General features: G+C 63.6%; 11 protein-coding genes and 1 tRNA gene. 10 read left to right on the top strand and 2 right to left on the bottom strand.

Annotated features, from left to right (window positions below; translation table 11 throughout):
• Window positions 1-16 precede the first annotated feature (16 nt).
• Window positions 17-1,558: a 2-isopropylmalate synthase gene (locus AC3WW4_RS12325; protein WP_488828790.1), complete on the top strand. Its 1,542-nt coding sequence runs from the start codon at window positions 17-19 to the stop codon at window positions 1,556-1,558.
• A gap of 355 nt (window positions 1,559-1,913) precedes the next feature.
• Entirely contained in the window at window positions 1,914-2,978 is a 1,065-nt protein-coding gene (gene pbpG / locus AC3WW4_RS12320) for a D-alanyl-D-alanine endopeptidase (protein WP_488829748.1), read from the top strand.
• Between the two features lie 59 nt (window positions 2,979-3,037).
• Here pbpG and AC3WW4_RS12315 read toward each other — a convergent pair whose 3' ends face one another.
• Window positions 3,038-3,784, bottom strand: coding sequence for an IclR family transcriptional regulator (locus tag AC3WW4_RS12315; protein WP_488828788.1), 747 nt, complete (start codon window positions 3,782-3,784; stop codon window positions 3,038-3,040).
• 143 nt (window positions 3,785-3,927) lie between these two features.
• Here AC3WW4_RS12315 and AC3WW4_RS12310 point away from each other — a divergent pair, with 143 nt between their 5' ends.
• Window positions 3,928-5,106 (top strand): TIGR03790 family protein, encoded by a 1,179-nt coding sequence (locus AC3WW4_RS12310; protein WP_488828786.1) that lies wholly within the window; start codon window positions 3,928-3,930, stop codon window positions 5,104-5,106.
• A gap of 36 nt (window positions 5,107-5,142) precedes the next feature.
• Here AC3WW4_RS12310 and AC3WW4_RS12305 read toward each other — a convergent pair whose 3' ends face one another.
• A complete protein-coding gene (locus AC3WW4_RS12305) occupies window positions 5,143-6,030 on the bottom strand; it encodes a phytoene/squalene synthase family protein (protein WP_488828784.1) in 888 nt (295 codons plus the stop codon).
• Window positions 6,031-6,158: 128 nt separating this feature from the next.
• On the opposite strand from AC3WW4_RS12305, the gene AC3WW4_RS12300 reads away from it, so the two are divergent.
• The 7 genes from AC3WW4_RS12300 to lon all read left to right on the top strand — a co-directional run bounded on the left by AC3WW4_RS12300 (window position 6,159) and on the right by lon (window position 16,800).
• Entirely contained in the window at window positions 6,159-7,322 is a 1,164-nt protein-coding gene (locus AC3WW4_RS12300) for an efflux RND transporter periplasmic adaptor subunit (RefSeq protein ID WP_488828782.1), read from the top strand.
• Between the two features lie 18 nt (window positions 7,323-7,340).
• The gene (locus AC3WW4_RS12295; RefSeq protein ID WP_488828780.1) at window positions 7,341-10,481 is read left to right on the top strand and encodes an efflux RND transporter permease subunit; all 3,141 of its coding nucleotides are present in this window, start codon (window positions 7,341-7,343) and stop codon (window positions 10,479-10,481) included.
• A gap of 100 nt (window positions 10,482-10,581) precedes the next feature.
• Window positions 10,582-10,668 (top strand) — tRNA-Leu (locus AC3WW4_RS12290).
• A 38-nt stretch (window positions 10,669-10,706) separates the two neighbouring features.
• Window positions 10,707-12,026: a trigger factor gene (tig, locus tag AC3WW4_RS12285; RefSeq protein WP_488828778.1), complete on the top strand. Its 1,320-nt coding sequence runs from the start codon at window positions 10,707-10,709 to the stop codon at window positions 12,024-12,026.
• 264 nt (window positions 12,027-12,290) lie between these two features.
• The gene (gene clpP / locus AC3WW4_RS12280) at window positions 12,291-12,899 is read left to right on the top strand and encodes an ATP-dependent Clp endopeptidase proteolytic subunit ClpP (protein WP_488828776.1); all 609 of its coding nucleotides are present in this window, start codon (window positions 12,291-12,293) and stop codon (window positions 12,897-12,899) included.
• A gap of 78 nt (window positions 12,900-12,977) precedes the next feature.
• Window positions 12,978-14,255, top strand: coding sequence for an ATP-dependent Clp protease ATP-binding subunit ClpX (gene clpX / locus AC3WW4_RS12275; RefSeq protein WP_300153202.1), 1,278 nt, complete (start codon window positions 12,978-12,980; stop codon window positions 14,253-14,255).
• A 115-nt stretch (window positions 14,256-14,370) separates the two neighbouring features.
• Window positions 14,371-16,800 carry an endopeptidase La gene (gene lon / locus AC3WW4_RS12270; protein WP_488828774.1) on the top strand — a complete coding sequence of 810 codons (2,430 nt, stop codon included), beginning with the start codon at window positions 14,371-14,373 and terminating at the stop codon, window positions 16,798-16,800.
• The last annotated feature ends 155 nt before the right edge of the window (window positions 16,801-16,955 follow it).

The raw sequence follows: 16,955 nt of genomic DNA, 5'->3' as shown, positions 1-16,955 counted from the left end.
CCTCGGGAGCCCCACCATGACCGACAAACTCATCATTTTCGACACCACCTTGCGCGATGGCGAGCAGTCACCGGGCGCCTCGATGACGCGGGAAGAGAAGCTGCGCATCGCCAAGCAGCTGGAGCGCATGAAGGTGGACGTGATGGAAGCGGGCTTTGCCGCGGCCTCCAACGGGGACTTCGAGGCCATCAAGGCCATCGCCGATGTCATCAAGGACTCGACGGTCTGCTCGCTGGCGCGTGCCAATGACCGTGATATCAGCCGCGCAGCCGAAGCCCTGAAGGGCGCCAATTCCTGGCGCATCCACACCTTCATCGCCACCAGCCCGCTCCACATGGAGAAAAAGCTGCGCATGTCGCCCGAGCAGGTGCTGGAGCAGGCTCGGCTGTCGGTGCGTTTCGCCCGCAACCTCACATCCGACGTCGAGTTCTCAGCTGAAGACGGCTACCGCTCTGAAATCGACTTTCTGGCCCGCGTCTGCGAGGCCGTGATCGCCGAGGGGGCCACCACCATCAACATCCCGGACACGGTGGGTTACGCCATTCCTGAGCTGTACGGCAACTTCATTCGCGATCTGCGTGCGATGGTGCCCAATTCCGACAAAGCCATCTGGTCGGTCCATTGCCATAACGACCTGGGGATGGCCGTGGCCAACTCCCTGGCAGGCGTCAAGATCGGTGGCGCGCGTCAGGTGGAATGCACCATCAACGGCTTGGGCGAGCGTGCGGGCAACTGCGCGATGGAAGAGATCGTGATGGCCATCAAGACCCGTCGCGACTACTTCGGGCTGGACGTCGGTATCGACACCCGCCAGATCATGCCCGCCTCGCGCCTGGTCTCGCAAACCACCGGCTTTGTCGTGCAGCCCAACAAGGCCGTGGTCGGTGCCAACGCCTTCGCGCACGCCTCCGGCATTCACCAGGATGGCGTGCTCAAGGCCCGCGACACTTACGAGATCATGCGCGCCGAAGACGTGGGCTGGGCCGCCAACAAGATCGTGCTGGGCAAGCTTTCGGGCCGCAACGCGTTCAAGCAGCGCCTGGAAGAACTGGGCATCGACCTGGACTCTGAAGCCGAAGTCAACGCCGCCTTTGCCAAGTTCAAGGAACTGGCCGACCGCAAGAGCGAGATCTTCGACGAGGACATCATTGCCCTGGTGGGCGACGAGAGCGTCACCAGCGAGCAGGAGCACTATCGCCTGGTGGCCCTGTCGCAGCGCTCTGAAACCGGCGAGCGTCCCCACGCCCGCGTGGTGTTCGCCGCCGGCACGGTCGAGCACACTGCCGAGGCCGATGGCAACGGTCCGGTCGACGCCAGCCTCAAGGCGATCGAGACGGTCGTGAAAAGTGGCGCAGAAATTTTGCTGTACTCGGTGAACGCAATCACCTCAGGAAGCACAGAATCACAAGGTGAAGTGACCGTGCGTCTGCAACTGGGTGGGCGAGTGGTCAACGGCGTGGGGGCCGATCCGGACATCGTGGTCGCCTCTGCCAAGGCTTACTTGTCGGCCCTCAACAAGCTGCACAGCAACGCTGAAAAGGTCGCTGCGCAGGGTTGAGCGGGGTGCAAATGACCTGATTCATCAGGTCACTTGATAAAAGGCGCGTAAGTCGTTGATCTTGCGCGCCTTTTTATTTACACTTTCTGCAAGACGAAAGGGCTGTACCGTGGCACACGCAAACTGGAAGAAAAACTGGCTGACTTGGGCCCTCGCATCGGTGTTGACCCTGGCTGTGGCCGTGCCTGCGCAGGCCGCCAAAACCGAGTCCACCAAGAGCAGCACCAAGGTCTCGGCCAAGAAGTCGAGCAGCAAGTCTGCCTCAGCCAAATCCAAGACGGTGGCGAAGAAGGCCTCCTCCGGCAAGGAGCGGGTGGCCCAGGCGTCGGTGCGCAAGAAGGGCAAAGACACACAGGTGTCCCGCGCCTCGGCCAAAAAATCCACCTCGACCGAGTCCCGTGCCGAGCGTCTGGCCCGCGTCCGCGCCGAAGCCCGTCAGGCCAAGGTCGAGAAGCGTTCGTCGGGCATCCGTCCCGCGGTCGCCTCGGCGGTTGACCAGCGCGCCGTGCGCCCACTGGTGGTTCGCTCTCACCTGTCTTCCCAGTCGGCCAACAGCTTCAGTGGCATGGCGCCCGCCCCAGGGGCTGCCCGCGCGTCCTACGGGCAGTTGTACGGCCTGCACCAGACCCCGGATCCCCTGGATCTCAAGTCCAGTGTTGCGCTGGTGATGGACCAGGACACCAACGAGGTGGTGTTCGCCAAGAATTCCGAAGCAGTGTTGCCCATTGCTTCCCTGACCAAGCTGATGACTGCCCTCGTCATGGTCGAGGCGCGCTTGCCGGCTGACGAAGCCATCACCATCACCCACGACGATGTGGACACTGAAAAGAACAGCAGCTCTCGCCTGGCGGTCGGCACCACCCTGACCCGCGGTGAGTTGTTGCACCTGGCGCTGATGTCGTCCGAGAATCGCGCCGCCCATGCGCTGGGCCGTACTTATCCAGGTGGGCTGGGCGCGTTCGTGCGGGTCATGAACACCAAGGCTCGCAGCCTGGGCATGATTGACACCCGTTATGTCGACCCGACCGGCCTCAACAGCAGCAACCAGTCCAGCGCCAAAGACCTGGCTTCGCTGGTCAAGGCGGCCTATCAGCATCCCCTGATCCGTGAACTGTCGGTGTCCCCCGAGCATGCGGTGAACCTGGGCAATCGCCAACTGCAGTACCGCAACACGAACAGCCTGGTGCGCAACCCGGCCTGGGACATCGGTCTGCAAAAGACCGGTTACATCGTCGAAGCCGGCCGTTGCCTGGTCATGCAAGCCAAGATGGCCGGTCGCAAGTTCATCATGGTGTTCCTCGACTCATCGGGCAAGCACTCACGCCAGGCGGATGCCGAGCGCGTGCGCCGCTGGATTGAAGAGGCGTCCCTCAAAGGCGCAGTGGGCAGCGTGACGATGAGCGTCTCTGACGCGTCCTGATCCTCGCCGCTTTCCCCAACACGCCACGGCCCGCACATCGCAAGATGGCGGGCCGTGCGTCATTCGACGGCAGGCCAGCCCAGGCCGGTGGAGACGTGCCGGGCGGTGCTTTTCAAGGCCTCGATCCACTCGCTGCGCAGATCGCCGCCTTGCCAGGACAGTGTCAGACTGGCGATCACCTGACCCAGGTCGTTGTGTACCGGGGCAGCCACCATGTGTTGGCCAACGCCCAGTGCGTCATGGTGCAAGGCGATCCCTTGTGCGCGAATGGTGCTCAACTCGCGTTGCAAGCTGTCCAGGTTGTCGGCCTGTAACTGGCACAAGACCTGCAGCAGCAGCCCCGATTCGTCCAGCAGCAAGATCTTGCCGGCGGCGCTGCGCGTCAACGGCGCACGCAAGCCATCTGTGCGGGCGAGCTGGATGCCATGTCGTTCGGCCACGGTGCGTTCAACGCACACGGCCTCGTCATCCTGGCGCACGAACAGCGACACCACATGCCCGGACTGGCGATGCAGCTCCTGCATGGGGCGAGCGGCCTGTTCGCGCACGTCCAGCCGCGATTTGACCAGGTTGCCCAAAGTCAGCAGGCGCATGCCCAGGCGGTAATGGCCGGGGCCGGATCGCTCCACCAAGCCGCCTGACGCCAGGTCATTGAGGATGCGGTGGGCGGTGGAGGGGTGCAACCCTGTGCGCTCGCTGGCCATTTTCAGAGGGACAGCCTGCCCCTCGCTGGCCAGGACGTCGAGCAAGGCGAACATCCGGCTCATCACCTGCACGGATGTGGTCGGGGTGGGCGAATCACTCATCGGCATTTCTTTCGACGAAGGGGATTTTGATAGGTGATATTCCACCGGAACACGGAAATAATCAACTGCACCCCGGGTGCTTGCGCTATCGGATTTCCCTGATTCGGTATTTCATGGCACCTGACTTCTGTGGACTTTGCTGAATGAAACTGGCTGTTTTTTGCGCGTTGTGCCTGAGCCTGATGGGGCTGACGGGCCTCACCCACGCCGCTGACCCTGTGCGCCCCGCTGCGCAGGCCGTGGCTTCCAGTCCGGCCGCACCGCCTGCCGGGCCCCCGGCAGCGTCAAGCGCCGCTCCTGTCGCATCGGCTGCCGCGCCCGAGCGTCGCTGGGTGCAGGCGCCCCGCGTGCATGGGCGCCTCACGGCCGAGGACCTGGGTTTGATCATCAACGAAGAGGACCCCTACTCGGTACAGATCGGGGCCTATTACGCGAAAGCCCGTCAGATCCCGGCGTCGCGCATCCTCAGGGTGCGCCTGCCAGTGAAGCCAACGCTGAGCCCGGGCGAGTTCGAGGTCTTCTCCAAGCAGGTCGACACTTTTTTCGGCACACGTGTGCAGGGTCTGGCGCTGAGCTGGCGCCAGCCCTTTGCCGTCAACTGCAATGCCATCACCGGGGCGTTGACCTTGGGATACGACCACCGTTTGTGCCAGAACACCTGTGGCACAAGCCGCCCATCCACCTACTTCGGCGGCATCTCGACCCGGCCCTATCAAGACCACGGGATGCGTTTGAGCATGCTGCTGGCCGCCAGCGACGTGCCGTCGGCCAAGGCGATGATCGACCGCGGCGTGCGTGCCGACCACACCCTGGGCTTGCGGGGGGCGTTGCCGGCACAGGTTCATTACGTCAGCACCTCCGACCGCATCCGCAGCCAGCGTCGCCTGCTCTTCCCGCCAGCCGGTCTGATCCGGCAACTGGGCGTCGAGGTCCACCTGGATGAGACCGACGCGCTGCAGGACGCCAGCCGCGTCTTGCTCTACCTCACCGGGCGGGAGCGGGTCGAGCACCTCAACAGCATCGGCTTCCTGCCAGGCGCGCTGGCCGACCACCTGACCTCGTTTGGTGGGGTGCTCGACACCTCACACGGGCAGATGACGGTGCTCTCCTGGATCGACGCTGGGGCCACCGCCAGCTATGGCACGACCAGCGAGCCTTGCGCCCATCTGCAGAAGTTCCCGGACCCGCAGGCCTTGCTGTTGTTTTATGTGCAGGGTGCCACCGCGCTGGAGGCCTACTGGAAGAGTGTGCGTTGGCCGCAGCAAGGGCTCTTCGTGGGCGAACCCCTCGCGGCCCCCTTCAGCCGCGCCACCGGGGGGTGAAGCGCCATCGGGCCAGCGCGTTCAGCATGGTGAGGTTCAGCGCAGCCAGCCCCAGCGCACGCGTTGGCTGATCCACCATTTGCGCAGGGGGGTGAGCAGCACCCGCTCGTGCAGGATGCGGTCCCCCTTGCCGGCGATCTCTTGCAGCTGCGTCAGGTGAATGTGCGCCAGAACCCGCAAGGGCAGCAGGGCCTGCAGCTCGGCGGGTGGCAGGGCCTGGATGGCGGTGAGCCCCTGCTCGATGCTGGCGCGGGCCTGCTCAATCAGGTGTTGCAACAGCCCGCCCCAGCCTGCGGGCGGCTGCTTGGCGTCGGGTTTGCTCAACTGGTGGGCGCGCACATCGTGGGTCTGCAGCACATCGATCGACACATTGACCCACCCCAGCCGGGCATCCAGCCCCAGGCGGGCCACCTGATGCGACTGGCGCACGCCCGTGCCCAGCAGGCAGGCCGCAGACCGCGCCGCCGCACTGCTGGCGCCCAGGATGCACGCCGCCCCTTCCAGCGCAGCCCCGGTGCTCATCCGGTTGTGTCGCTGCAGGGCCGCATCGTCCAGCCACCGTGTCTGGTGCGCCAGCTGGATCAGGCCTTCCAGTTGCTGCGTCCACAGTGCCAACTCGGGCCAGACACAGGGCTCGGCCAAGGGGGGCAGGGCGGCGCGTGCCTGCATCAAAGGGTGGTGGGGCTGCCCAGCCAGGCTGTCTCGCACCTCCTGCGCCCACCATTGCAGCTTGCTTTCGGCCACGCCGGCATCGCTGACCTCCAGCGGGATGCGGCTGACCTCGTGCCACCACTGCAGCCACAACTGCAGGGCAGGGCGCTCGGCAGCAGGGGCACTGCGCAGAGCGTGATACAGGCTGCTGCCTGGACGGGGAACGGGCGCGGCAGAGGCGGCGAGGGCGGAGGGAGAAGGGGTCGAATTCATGTCTTCAGGCCAAGGGCGAACCGCCATTGTCTCAATTGCTCAATTGACAGGTACAAGCGCTATTTTCTACATTACTGACCCGCGGGTCAGTTACGATTGCGCCTCGCCTCCCTTCTTTGCGAAACAACATGAACACAATGCGCTGGTCCAAGGCTCCTTACTATGTTCTCCTGCCCGTGATGGCCGCTTTGCTGGCAGGGTGCGGCAAGAAGCCGGTGGCCGAGCCACCCGTGCGCGCGGTGCGCACCGTGGTGCTGGCAGAAACCGGCGGGGTGCTGGAGCGCGAATTTGCGGCCGAGGTCCGCGCCCGCACCGAGTCGCGCCTGGGCTTTCGCGTAGGGGGCAAGGTCAACCGTCGTCTGGTCGAGCTCGGCCAAACCGTGACACGTGGGCAGGTGCTGGCCCAACTGGATCCGCAAGACCTGCAATTGGGCCAAGTGGCTGCCCGTGCTGGTTTGGCCGCGGCCGAAGCGCAAGCCGCCCAGGCTGCCGCCAATTTCAAGCGCTTCACCGAGCTCAAGTCGCAAGGCTTCATCAGCGCGGCTGAGCTGGAGCGCCACGACACCATGAACAAATCTGCCCAGGCCGGCCTGCGTCAGGCCCAGGCCCAAGCGGGCGTGCAGAGCAACCAGACCAGTTACGCCGCCCTCAGCGCCGATGCACCGGGCGTCATCACCGGTGTCGATCTGGAGCCGGGCATGGTGGTTGGCGCCGGCATGCCCGTGCTGACCCTGGCCCATGATGGCCCGCGCGATGTGGTCTTCTCCGTGCCCGAAGACATGGGGCCGACCGTGCGTGGCCTGATGGGCAAACCCGGGGCGCTCAAAGCCCGCCGCTGGGGCACGCAGGAGTGGGTGCCCGTGACGATCCGTGAGGTCGCCGCCGCCACCGACCCCCTGACCCGCACCTATCTGGTCAAGGCCGATGTGGGTCGCGCAGGCTTCGACCTGGGGCAGACGGCCACCGTGGTGCTCAACGCACCCGTGCGTGCGGCCGGTGGCGTGCGCGTGCCGGTCAACGCCCTGGCCGAACGGGGCGGCAAGTCCGTGTTGTGGGTGCTCGACGGCAAGGCCATGACCGTCAACCCCGTGCCCGTGACGACCAAGGACATCACCGGCAACGTGATCCTCATCTCCCAAGGCATCCAGCCCGGCCAGGAAATCGTCACCGCTGGCGTCCACGTGCTGACGCCAGGCCAGAAGGTGCGCCGCTACCAGGCCCCCACCGCCGGGGCGCAGCCCGCCGCATCGCCAGCTTCCGCAGCCGCGCCGGCCTCCGGCGCTGCATCCTGATCGAGCGGGAGCCTACGCATGTCGATGTCCCCCCAATCCTGGTCCAAGGACCAGCGTTTCAACGTGTCCCGCTGGGCGCTCGAGCACCCGGCCCTCACACGCTATCTGATGATTGTGCTGATGGTGCTCGGCGCCGCGGCCTACTTCAACCTGGGTCAGGACGAAGACCCGCCCTTTGCCTTCCGCGTGATGGTCGTGCGCGCCTACTGGCCGGGCGCCACTGCCCAGGAAGTGGCCGAGCAGGTCACGGACAAGATCGAGCGCACCCTGCAAGAGGTGCCCTACGCCGACAAGATCCAGTCCTACACCAAGCCGGGTGAGTCCTTCACCCTGATGATGGTCAAGGACAACTCCCCGCCCAAGGAGATTCCCAACCTCTGGTACCAGGTGCGCAAGAAGGTGGGGGACATGCGCTACACCCTGCCTCAGGGCGTGATCGGCCCCTTCTTCAACGACGAGTTCGGTGACGTTTACGGCTCCATCTACGCCTTGTCGGCCGACGGCTTCTCGCAAGAGGAGCTGCGCCAGTTTGCCGAGCGCGTGCGCTCCGAGATGCTGCGCGTGCCCAATGTGGCCAAGGTCGAGCTGTTCGGCGTGCAGCCCGAAAAGCTCTTCATCGAAATCCCGCAACGCCGCCTGGCCCAGTTAGGCATCGACATGGGGCAGGTACTGGCGCAGTTGAACGCCCAGAACGCCGTGGAAGGTGCGGGCGTGTACGCCGGCGATCGCAGCAACATCCAGATGCGCGTCAACGGCGCCCTGCAGTCGGTCGAGCAGTTGCGCGACCTGCCGATTCGGGTCATCCATCCGGTCACTCAGCAGGCCCGCACCCTCAAGCTGGGCGACATCGCCACCATCCGTCGCGGCTACGAAGACCCCCCCACCACCAAAGTCCGCCATCAGGGCCAGGAAGTGGTTGCCCTGGGCGTGTCCATGGCCAAGGGCGGAGACATCATCGCCCTGGGCAAGAGCCTGACCGAGGCCACTGAGCGGCTGCGGCATGAACTGCCCGTCGGCATCGAACTGTCCCAGATCCAGAACCAACCCGCGGCCGTGTCCTCCTCTGTGGGCGAGTTCGTCAAGGTGCTGCTGGAGGCGGTGTTCGTGGTCTTGGCGGTCAGCTTCCTGAGCCTGGGTCTGCACACACGGCCATGGCGTCTGGACGTCTGGCCTGGTCTGGTCGTGGCCATCGCCATCCCCCTGGTCTTGGCCGTCACCTTCCTCGTGATGAAATATTGGGGTGTGGGCCTGCACAAGATCTCGCTGGGCGCGCTCATCATCGCCCTGGGCCTGCTGGTGGACGACGCCATCATTGCCGTCGAGATGATGGTGCACAAACTGGAAGAGGGCTACGACAAGGTGCGTGCCGCCACGGCGGCCTACGAGATCACCGCCATGCCCATGCTGACCGGCACCCTCATCACCGCAGCCGGCTTCCTGCCGATTGGCATGGCCAACTCCGCCACGGGTGAATACACCTTCGCCATCTTCGCCGTCACGGCTGCGGCCCTGCTGATTTCATGGATCGTGTCCGTGTACTTTGTGCCCTACCTGGGTCAGCAACTGCTCAAGACCAAGCCCAAGATCGCCCACGGCAGCAACGAAGACCTGTACGACACCCCGTTTTACAGCCGCTTCAAGCGCACGGTGAACTGGTGCGTCGAGCACCGCTGGATCACCATCGGCCTGACCATCGCCTCGCTGGTGCTGGGCTTGCTGGGCATGGGCAAGGTGCAGCAGCAGTTCTTCCCCGATTCCAGCCGTCCGGAGATCCTGGTCGAACTGTGGTTGCCCGAAGGTAGCAGCTTCGATGCCACCGAAGACATGGCCCGTCGCGTCGAACAGCGCCTGATGAAAGAGGCGGGCGTCACGGCGGTCAGCACCTGGATCGGCTCAGGCCTGCCGCGTTTCTACCTGCCCATGGACCAGATCTTCCCGCAGAGCAACGTCAGCCAGATGGTGGTCTTGCCGAAGGATCTGGACAAGCGCAGCAGCCTGTTGGCCTCTTTGCCCGCGATGCTGGCCGAGGAGTTTCCAGAGCTGCGCGCCCGCGTGAAGCTGTTGCCATCCGGGCCGCCGGTGCCCTATCCGGTGCAGTTCCGCATCGTGGGTGAAGACGTCAACACCCTGCGCCAGTTCGCCGAAGAGGCCAAAGCCATCATGCGCGCTCACCCCGATATGCATGGTGTGAATGACAACTGGAACGAGTCGGTCAAGGCCATTCGCCTGCAGGTGGACCAGGACAAGGCGCGCGCGCTGGGTGTGAGCACCCAGTCCATTGCCCAGGCCAGCCGCATCCTGACCTCGGGGGCCACCGTGGGCCAGTATCGTGAAGGCGATCGCCTCATCGACATCGTGCTGCGTGCCCCTCAATCGGAGCGCCTGACCCTGGAAGCCCTGGACAACGCCTATGTGCCCACGGCCACCGGTCGCATGGTGCCGGTGCTGCAGGTGGCCAAGCCCAAGCTGGTGTGGGAGCCGGGCGTGCTGTGGCGTGATGGTCGGCATTTCGCCATCACCGTGCAAGGCGAAGTGCGCAAGGGCATCCAGGGCCCCACCGTCAGCGCTGTGCTGTGGCCCAAGATGCAGGAGTTGCAGTCGCGCATGCCCCCGGGCTCCCGCGTGGTGCTGGCCGGCGAGATCGAAGAAAGCAGCAAGGGCCAAGGTTCGATCTTCGTGAACCTGCCGGTCATGCTCTTCATCATCTTCACGCTGCTGATGCTGCAACTGCAAAGCTTCTCACGTGCCGTGCTGGTCTTCCTCACTGGCCCCATGGGCATCGTCGGCGTGGCCTTGGCCCTGTTGGTGCTCAACCGTCCCTTTGGCTTCGTGGCCCTGCTCGGGGTGATCGCCCTGATGGGCATGATCATGCGCAACTCCGTCATCCTGATCGACCAGATCGAGAAGGACCGCGCGGTGGGGGTGCCCGCCTGGGATGCAGTGGTCGGTGCGGCCGTGCGCCGTTTCCGTCCCATTGTGCTGACGGCTGCTGCGGCCGTGCTCGCCATGATCCCGCTGAGCCGCAGCATCTTCTGGGGACCGATGGCCGTGGCCATCATGGGCGGCCTGATCGTGGGCACCGTGCTGACCTTGCTGGCGCTGCCGGCGATGTACGCGGCCTGGTTCCGTGTGAAGCGTCCGGAAACCACCCCAACTTGAGCGTGTCTCAAATAGGGTCTGAGCCGCGTTAGAATCGGCGGTTCAGACCAATTCAGCCAGTTTGGCCGCCGATGGGTGGCCAAACTTTTTCACAGTCTAAGCGCGGGTGGCGAAATTGGTAGACGCACCAGGTTTAGGTCCTGACGCCAGCAATGGTGTGGGGGTTCGAGTCCCCCCCCGCGCACCAGACACATTCATTCTTTACTCATACTGAGAGTTCACAACATGGCTATCACCGTGGAGACCCTCGACAAGCTGGAGCGCCGCATCACGCTGTCGCTGGCAGCCGACGCCCTCAAGAACGAAGTCGACGCCCGCCTCAAGAAGCTGGCTCGCACCACCAAGGCCGACGGCTTCCGTCCCGGCAAGGTGCCCATGAACGTCGTGGCCCAGCGCTATGGCTACTCCGTGCAGTACGAGGTCGTCAACGACCAGCTCGGCGCTGCCTTCGCCAAGGCCGCCCAAGAAGCCGGCCTGCGCGTGGCCGGTCAGCCCAGCATCGCTGAAAAAGAAGGCGGCCCCGTTGAAGGTCAGCTGCAGTTCGACGCCACCTTCGAGGTTTATCCCGAAGTCACCATCGGCGACCTGAGCGCCGCTGAAGTCGAACGCGCCACCGCCGAAGTCAACGACGCTGCCATCGACCGCACCGTTGAAATCCTGCGCAAGCAACGTCGCACCTTCAACCAGCGTCCCGCTGCCGAAGGCGCAGCCGATGGCGACCGCGTCACCATCGACTTCGAAGGCAAGATCGACGGCGTGCCCTTTGAAGGCGGCAAGGCCGAAGGCTTCCAGTTCCTGGTCGGCGAAGGCCAGATGCTCGAAGCGTTCGAAAAGGCCGTGCGCGGCATGAAGTCTGGCGACTCCAAGACCTTCCCGCTGGCCTTCCCTGAGGACTACCACGGCAAGGACGTCGCCGGCAAAGAAGCCGACTTCCTGGTCACGGTCAAGAAGGTCGAAGCCCAGCAACTGCCCGAGCTGAACGAAGAGTTCATCAAGAGCCTGGGCCTGGCCGACGGCTCCCTCGACGCCCTGCGCGCCGACATCAAGCGCAACCTCGAGCGTGAAGTGAAGTTCCGCGTCGCGGCCCGCAACAAGGCTGCCGCCATGGAAGCCGTGCTGAAGGCGGTTGACTTCGACCTGCCCAAGTCGCTGGTCGATGCCGAAACCGACCGTCTGCTGGAAGGCGCCCGCGCCGACCTGAAGGCCCGCGGCGTCCCCGACGCTGACAAGGCCCCGATCCCTGCCGAAATGTTCAAGCCCCAGGCTGAGCGTCGCGTGCGTCTGGGTCTGGCTGTCGCCGAACTGGTCAAGGCCAACAACCTGCAAGCCAAGCCCGAGCAACTGCAAGCCCACATCGAAGAGCTGGCACAGAGCTACGAGCAGCCCGCTCAGGTTGTCGCCTGGTACATGAGCGACCGTCAGCGCATGGCCGAAGTCGAAGCCGTCGTGATCGAAAGCAACGTGGCAGAGTTCATTCTGTCCAAGGCCAAGGTCACCGACAAGGCCCTGTCGTTCGAAGAGCTGATGGGCCAGCAAGGCGCCTGATTCGGCACGCACCCCCGCCGTTGCGTCGCCTTTTTCAGGTGACGCATGGCAGGCGAGGCACCTGCATCCTTCACGGGGGCAGGTGCCTTTGTTTTGAAGGGCTTTCCAGGGCCTGCGCCTGACTGTGCGTGCAAACAACGGAAAATCGATTCGCGCTGACGACGGGATTCCTCCTCCGCGAGTCGGCTTTTTTGCACGTCATAATCAATCGACATACACATCTGCGGCATCCCGTCAACGGGGTGCCGGCACTGAAGGAAGCACATGAGCGCACTGGACATTCAAAACCTGGGCATGGTGCCCATGGTCATTGAGCAATCGGGCCGTGGTGAGCGCGCCTACGACATCTACAGCCGCCTTCTGCGTGAGCGCGTGATCTTTCTGGTCGGACCCGTCAACGACCAGACGGCCAACCTCGTCGTGGCCCAGTTGCTGTTCCTCGAAAGCGAAAACCCCGACAAGGACATCTCGCTCTACATCAACTCGCCCGGTGGCAGCGTGAGCGCTGGCATGTCCATCTTCGACACGATGAACTTCATCAAGCCGAACGTGTCGACGCTGTGCATGGGCATGGCCGCCTCGATGGGTGCCTTCCTGCTGGCCGCTGGTGAGAAGGGCAAGCGCTTTGCACTGCCCAACTCCAAGATCATGATTCACCAGCCTCTGGGTGGTGCACAAGGTCAGGCCACGGACATCGAGATCCACGCCCGCGAGATCCTCAAGACCCGCGAGCAGCTCAACAAGATCCTGGCCGATCGCTCTGGCCAGCCGCTGGACAAGATCCAGAACGACACCGAGCGCGATTACTACATGTCAGCCGAAGAGGCTGCCACCTACGGACTCATTGACAAGGTGATCGATAAGCGCGCTTAAGGCACTGGCTGGCTTGCCGGCCCAATTGTCTTATCATGCGTCGATCCCACCTTGCCTACTCTTTGACAGGCCCGCAACATGCCCGATAAAAAAGGCTCTTCCAGCGACAAAATCTTGTACTGCTCTTTCTGCGGAAAGAGTCAGCACGAGGTGAAAAAGCTCATCGCCGGCCCGTCGGTCTTCATCTGCGACGAGTGCATCGAGCTGTGCAACGACATCATCCGTGATGAAGTGGCGGCCGAAGCCGAACAATCTCGTCCGGCCAAAAGCGACCTGCCGGTGCCCTCCGAGATCAAGTCCAGCCTCGATCAGTACGTGATTGGGCAGGACCGTGCCAAGCGCACTTTGTCGGTGGCGGTGTACAACCACTACAAGCGCCTCAAGCACATGGGCCACGGCGAAGGCAAGAAAGCCGACGTCGAGCTGGCCAAGAGCAACATCTTGCTGATCGGGCCCACGGGGTCGGGCAAGACCTTGCTCGCCCAGACCCTGGCGCGCCTGCTGAACGTGCCTTTCGTGATCGCCGACGCCACCACCCTCACCGAAGCCGGTTATGTGGGTGAAGACGTCGAAAACATCATCCAGAAGCTGCTGCAGAACTGCAACTACGATGTGGAAAAGGCCCAGCGTGGCATCGTCTACATCGACGAAATCGACAAGATTTCGCGCAAGTCCGACAACCCCTCGATCACGCGCGATGTGTCGGGTGAGGGCGTGCAGCAGGCTCTGCTGAAGCTGATCGAAGGCACCATGGCCTCCGTGCCGCCTCAAGGTGGCCGCAAGCACCCGAACCAGGACTTCCTGCAGATCGACACGACCAACATCCTGTTCATCTGCGGTGGTGCGTTCGACGGCCTGGAAAAGATCATCCAGAGCCGCTCGGTCAAATCCGGAATCGGTTTTGGCGCCGAGGTGCAGAGCAAGGACGACCGCAAGGCCTCCGAGCTCTTCCGCGAGGTCGAGCCCGAGGATCTGATCAAGTTCGGCATCATCCCCGAGCTGATCGGTCGCATGCCGGTGGTCGCCACCCTGGGTGAGCTCACCGAAGACGCCATGATCCAGATCCTGACCGAGCCCAAGAACGCGCTGGTCAAGCAGTACCAGCAACTGCTGAGCATGGACGGGGTCGAGCTGGAAATTCGTCCGGCGGCTTTGCATGCCATCGCCCGCAAGGCGCTGGCTCGCAAGACCGGGGCGCGCGGTCTGCGCTCCATCCTGGAAGAGTCGCTGCTGGACACGATGTTCGAATTGCCCGCCCAGGAAGGCGTGCAGAAAGTGGTTTTGGACGAATCGACGATTGAAGAGAACGCCAAGCCTTTGTTGGTGTACCGGGAACAGGCCAAGGCCAGTGCCTGAGCGTGCTTGATGCGCTCTGTGGGGCACCGCTGAAAACCTGTGACCCTGGTTTTCGCGGTGCCCTTGTGTTTTGTCGATGAGGCCCCAAGTGGGCATCAGAGAAAGTGAGCCCTATATGTCTGGACACCCCATTCTTCCTTCCGACCCCATCACGCTGCCGCTGCTGCCGCTGCGCGATGTCGTGGTCTTCCCGCACATGGTGATCCCGCTTTTCGTGGGGCGCCCCAAGTCCATCAAGGCCCTCGAAGCCGCAATGGAAGCCGGCCGTCAGATCATGCTGGTGGCCCAGAAGGCCGCTGGCAAGGACGAGCCCCAATCGGACGACATGTTCGACATCGGCTGCGTGTCCAGCATCCTGCAACTGCTGAAATTGCCTGACGGCACCGTCAAGGTGCTGGTCGAGGGCGTGCAGCGCGCCAACACCACGTCGATCGACGACAGTGGTGAGTTCTTCATGGCCGAAGTGGTGCCCGTGCAGCCCGAGGGCGACGTCACCCCCGAGGTCGAGGCCCTGCGCCGCGCCGTCACCCAGCAGTTTGACCAGTACGTCAAGCTCAACAAGAAGATCCCGCCCGAGATCCTCACCTCGATCTCCGGCATTGACGACGCCGGTCGCCTGGCCGATACCATCGCCGCCCACCTGCCGCTCAAGCTCGAAGCCAAGCAGTCGGTGCTGGACCTGTTCTCGGTCTCGCAACGCCTGGAAAAGCTGCTGGAGCAGTTGGAGCACGAAGTCGACATCCTGCAGGTCGAAAAGCGCATCCGTGGCCGCGTCAAGCGCCAGATGGAGAAGTCGCAGCGCGAGTACTACCTGAACGAGCAGGTCAAGGCCATCCAGAAGGAGTTGGGCGAAGGCGAAGAGGGCGCTGACTTCGAAGAGCTGGCCAAGAAGGTCGAAGCCGCGCGCATGCCCAAGGAAGCGCGCAAGAAAGCCGATGCCGAGCTCAAGAAGCTCAAGCTGATGTCGCCCATGTCGGCCGAAGCCACGGTGGTGCGCAACTACATCGAGACCCTGTGCAACCTGCCCTGGAGCAAGAAGTCCAAGGTCAAGCACGACCTGACCAACGCCGAGCACGTGCTCAACGAAGAGCACTATGGCCTCGACAAGGTCAAGGAACGCATCCTTGAATATCTTGCAGTCCAGCAACGCGTGGACAAGGTCAAGGCGCCCATCCTGTGCCTGGTCGGCCCTCCGGGCGTCGGCAAGACCTCGCTCGGTCAGTCGATCGCCCGCGCGACCGGCCGCAAGTTCGTGCGCATGGCCCTGGGGGGCGTGCGTGACGAGGCCGAGATCCGTGGTCACCGCCGCACCTACATCGGCTCGATGCCGGGCAAGGTGCTGCAGAGCCTGAGCAAGGTCGGCGTGCGCAACCCGCTGTTCCTGCTCGACGAGATCGACAAGCTGGGCATGGACTTCCGTGGCGACCCGTCTTCGGCGCTGCTGGAAGTGCTCGACCCCGAGCAGAACCACACCTTCGGCGACCACTACATCGAGCTCGACTTCGACCTGTCGGACGTGATGTTCGTGGCCACCTCGAACTCGCTGAACATTCCGCCCGCCTTGTTGGACCGGATGGAAGTGATTCGCCTGGCCGGCTACACCGAAGACGAGAAGGTGCACATCGTTCAGACTTATCTGTTGCCCAAGCAACTGAAGAACAACGGTGTGAAGGAAACCGAGCTGGATGTGGCTGAAAGCGCCATCCGCGGCATCATCCGTTACTACACCCGCGAAGCCGGTGTGCGTTCGCTTGAGCGTGAAATCTCCAAGATCTGCCGCAAGGTGGTCAAGGGCGTGGCGCTCAAGCAGTACGCCGACAAGGTGGTCGTGACCGACGAGAACCTCAACGACTTCCTGGGCGTGCGCAAGTACAGCTTTGGCGAGGCCACCAAGGAAGACCAGGTCGGTCAGGTCGTCGGCTTGGCCTGGACCGAGGTGGGCGGCGATCTGCTGACCATCGAGGCCGCCGTGATGCCTGGCAAGGGCAACATCATCCGCACCGGCCAGTTGGGCGATGTGATGAAGGAGTCCGTGGAGGCCGCTCGCACCGTGGTGCGCAGCCGAGCCGCTCGCCTGGGCATCAAGGACGAGTTGTTCGAAAAGCGCGACATCCACATCCACGTGCCCGATGGCGCCACCCCCAAGGATGGCCCAAGCGCTGGCGCAGCAATGACGACGGCCTTCGTGTCGGCGTTGACGGGCATCCCGGTGCGCGCCGACGTGGCCATGACGGGTGAGATCACCCTGCGTGGCGAGGTCACCGCCATCGGTGGTTTGAAGGAGAAGTTGCTGGCGGCTCACCGTGGCGGCATCAAGACGGTGCTGATCCCGGAGGAGAACGTCAAGGACCTCGCCGAGATCCCTGAGAACGTGAAGGGCCAGATCGAGATCGTGCCGGTCAAGTGGATCGACAAGGTGCTCGAAGTGGCGTTGGTGCGTCAGCCCCAGGCCTTGCCTGAAGAAGACGTGAAAGTGGAGGCCAAGCCGGAAGCGGCTGCTGCTGCGCCCGCGTCGCCTGCAAGCAACGACGTGCTGAAACATTGAAAAAGTTTGGGCTCGGTTGACGATGGTGCAAAAAACGCGCTATAGTTCAGTTCTTCGCTGATCACGCGCCAAACGTGATCAAAGCAGCAAAGCAAACGGCAACGTTAGAGCATCTGTTAAAGCGAAGACTGCAAGCTGACGGACTTGTCCTGATA

It is taken from the genome of Aquabacterium sp. TM01 (assembly GCF_057808345.1).
The sequence above is the reverse complement of the archived record's forward strand: the minus strand, read 5'-3'. Positions and strand labels throughout refer to the sequence as shown.